The sequence below is a fragment of the Syntrophorhabdus sp. genome, from assembly GCA_012719415.1.
Lineage (GTDB): Bacteria > Desulfobacterota > Syntrophorhabdia > Syntrophorhabdales > Syntrophorhabdaceae > Delta-02.
In genome coordinates this window covers 1-3,283 of record JAAYAK010000213.1, presented here as the reverse complement: position 1 = coordinate 3,283, position 3,283 = coordinate 1, and the positions used below count along the sequence as shown (strand labels likewise).

The 3,283-nt window shown below is 57.2% G+C and carries 3 protein-coding genes; all 3 read right to left on the bottom strand.

Translation table 11 applies throughout. The features are described 5' to 3' along the window. Positions 1-157: 157 nt before the first annotated feature. Positions 158-955 carry a formate dehydrogenase accessory sulfurtransferase FdhD gene (gene fdhD / locus GXX82_12685; protein ID NLT23894.1) on the bottom strand — a complete coding sequence of 266 codons (798 nt, stop codon included), beginning with the start codon at positions 953-955 and terminating at the stop codon, positions 158-160. A 199-nt stretch (positions 956-1,154) separates the two neighbouring features. After that, positions 1,155-2,957 (bottom strand): hypothetical protein, encoded by a 1,803-nt coding sequence (locus GXX82_12680; protein NLT23893.1) that lies wholly within the window; start codon positions 2,955-2,957, stop codon positions 1,155-1,157. Positions 2,958-2,971: 14 nt separating this feature from the next. Continuing rightward, a partial coding sequence (locus tag GXX82_12675) for a flagellar hook-associated protein FlgK (GenBank protein ID NLT23892.1) occupies positions 2,972-3,283 on the bottom strand: 312 nt, incomplete at its 5' end.

Genomic DNA, 3,283 nt, shown 5'->3' with positions numbered 1-3,283 from the left:
GTTTTTTACTGCAACAGGGCTTTTGCTGGATCCCGGCCTTCGCCGGGATGACGGGGGAAGAGGGGATGTGGGGAAACCTTCAGGTTGTGCGACAGGAGTGGGACCTTCACAAGAGAAGGATCGGCATCGGAATTTGGTCATTGGTCATTATCTGTGTTCAGAGAATGCGCTCGGGATGGGTAAAAATATTCCCCCTGGGGTTTCTGAGTGTGCCTATGAGTGTGATGCCGAGGGCGGTGGCCGTCTCTATCGCCAGCGACGTGGCGGTGGACACGCCCGTTACGATCTCGGCCCCGAGCCTCGCCGCCTTCACCACCATCTCGTAGCTCAGGCGAGAGCTTAAGTGAACGATGACCGCCTCACGGACCCTTCCTTCGATGAGGAGTTTGCCGATGGCCTTGTCGAGGGCGTTGTGACGTCCCACGTCCTCGGCGAAGGCCAGGAAACCACCCTGCCCGTCAAAGAGCGAGGCCGCGTGCGTCGCTCCCGTCAGATGATGGGCCTTCTGTTTGTCCACCATCATTTTCTGCATGGAAAAGAGGTCGGAGAACCCCACCGTTGTCCTGTGGTCTATGACGGGTATCGACTTCGTCAGGTCGGCGATCAGGTCGGACCCGCAGGCCCCGCAGCTGGAATACACCGCCAGCTGCCACCGCTTCTGCGCGGGATGTCCGCCCGCCTTCTTCGTGTCGCTCAGGTAAACATTCACCCTGTTCACCGACGCGTCATTGCAATAACTCGCGCCGGCGACATCGTCTATTGACGCTATGATCCCGTCGGTAAAACAGATCCCCAGGGCGAGAGGCACTTCCTCACCGGGCAGGCGCATCGTCGTGTAGAAGGGCTCGTTATCGATGCACACTTCAAGAGGCTCCTCGATGGCAACCCGGTCAACCCTGCGGACAATGTCCTCACCGGAACGCTTCACCACGAAAACCTCACGCACATCCACCACCACAAACCTCCACAAGAAGGATATAGAAAATGGTTCAAGAGTTCAAGAGTTCAAAAGTGAAAGCCTGTCCCGTTCTGCGCTGCGCTGGTCAATGATTGCGTTGGCAGGAAGCCTTCGTCTTCTCTCGACACAATTCCAGCGCATTTTCTTCCCGCTTTTGACTCTGGAACTCTTGAACCTTTGAACCCTTGAACCGATTTTAGTTCAGATAGTTGAGGATGCTTATGGATTGCATCTTGGAGAAAGCAGCCAGAAGGGTCTGGTAGGTGTTGAGCAACACATTGAATTCCGTGCCGAGCTGGGCAGTGTCGGCGCCGACGAGCTTGGTCTGCTCTTCTTCGATCCGGTTCTTCTTCGCCGTATTGCTCTCGATGAGCATCTCCGCCTGGGTACCCTGAAACGCGACGACGGCATTGGTCTTCATCGCCGCCGCCCGGGCCGTGTCTATGTGATCAAGGTTCTTCGACACCCACGTCGAATTACCGGCTTCGAAGGCGTCCTTGAAGTTCTTGAGGAGTTCAAAAACGCTCAGGTCCTTGACCTGGAAGGTATCGTTCGCGCTCAACGGCGTGTCTGTTATCCCGAAAGCGAACTTGATACGGTTATTTGTGGAGTTGGCAACCCCTGCACCGTCTATGAACATGCCGGCGTCATAGTCTCCGGTATCTGCGTTGCCGTTACTGATCACGGAATCGACGTTGTCGAAACCGAGAACCCCCGCGGCGGTGGAACCGGCGTTCGACCAGTTGAAGGTCACGACGGAACCCGTGTTGTTGGCGACGGCGAGCTTGCGCGTCGAAGCGTCGTAAGCCACGGAATACCCGGCTCCGAGTTGGGTTTGGACCTCCGCGGCCAGGGTATCTCCCGTGTATGTCCCGTTCGTCAGTGTCACCGCCGCGCCGTTCCGGTAGAATGTGTTGTTCGTCGCGTCGATGACGATGTCTCCCGCGGTCGTATCGGCTCCGCCCGTACTTACGGACATTGCCGCCGACCATGTCGAGCCGCCGTCGGTCGAGTACGAGTACGTCGCCCTCGAGGCCAACGCGCCAGTCGTTGCCCCACCCGCGACGATCCGCACCATGAAAGACTTCCTTCCCGTGTCAAAATCGCTCATCTCCGTTTCGCCGCTGGCCGCGACGGAATCGACGGTGTCGAAACCCAGCACGCCCGCGGCCGTCGCGCCGGCGTTCGACCAGTTGAATGTCACCGAGCCCGTCGTGTTGTTCGTCATCACGAACTTTCGGGTCGAGGAATCAAAGGCGACGGAATAGCTGGCACCGAGCCGGGTCTGAATCTCCTGCGCGAGGGTATTGCCCGTGTAGACACCCGCCGTGAGATTGACAGCCGCTCCGTTAACGTACATGGTGTTGTTCCCCGCGTTGATCACGTAGGCAAAGCTGTCCGTGGTGGAGTAGATATCTCCTTCGTACGCGTTGCTCACATTGCCGAAGGCTATCTTGGTGGTACTGTAAAGCGCTTCCCTGCCGGAGAGGCCATATTGCCCCAACTGGGATTTGTCCACATAAATGTTCGTCGCGTCTTCACCGTCGGCTGAGACGGTATACGTTACGGAGTAATCGTTGTTCAGGCGAAAGGGAGCGTTGTCGGCCTGCTGTCCTCCAAAGATGTACGTGTTCCCAAGCTTGGTGTTGCCCACCGTGACCAGGTGCTCGATGATCCCCTTCAGCTCCGCGACATAGGATTGCTGCAGACCGGTGTCCACGGTGTCATACCCGGCGGCCATTTCACCCAGGATCTTGAGCTGTCCGTCAATTCCCGACAGGGATGTGTCGTACATGCCAACAAGTGTCGTGAGACGCTGCAGATTGTCGCTGAACTGCGTGCCGACGCTCAGTTCCGAATCATACTCGACGGACCGCGCGAAGATGAGAGGATCGTCCGACGGGGCATTGATGTTCCTCTGCGTGGATATCTTCTTCTCAATGTCCGTCAACTGCTGCCCAACCTTGTTTATGCAGGATTGGAACAGCCTGTATCTCATACTTTCCGATATTCTCATCTTCCGATCTCCATAAGGGCGCTCATCAGGGTATCCGCTGTGTTGATGAGGCGCGCCGCCGCCTGATAGGCGTACTGGAACTTGATAAGGTTCGACATCTCCTCGTCTATGGAAACACCGGAGACACTTTCACGCTGGTTGGATACCATGTCCATCAGGCTCTGATGATATTCGGAAAGACTCTGCGCGTTCTGAGAAAGGTTGCCCACCGTGCTGGCTATGGACGCGGTGTAGGTCACATAGGTCGTGGTCGTCCCGCCGATCGTCACGTCGGCGCTGCTGAGGTTGGCGATGGCGAGGGCGACATC

Excerpts from the sequence above, each read along its gene's own strand:
- GXX82_12680 (NLT23893.1), bottom strand. The coding sequence starts at position 2,957 with ATGAGATACAGGCTGTTCCAATCCTGCATAAACAAGGTTGGGCAGCAG.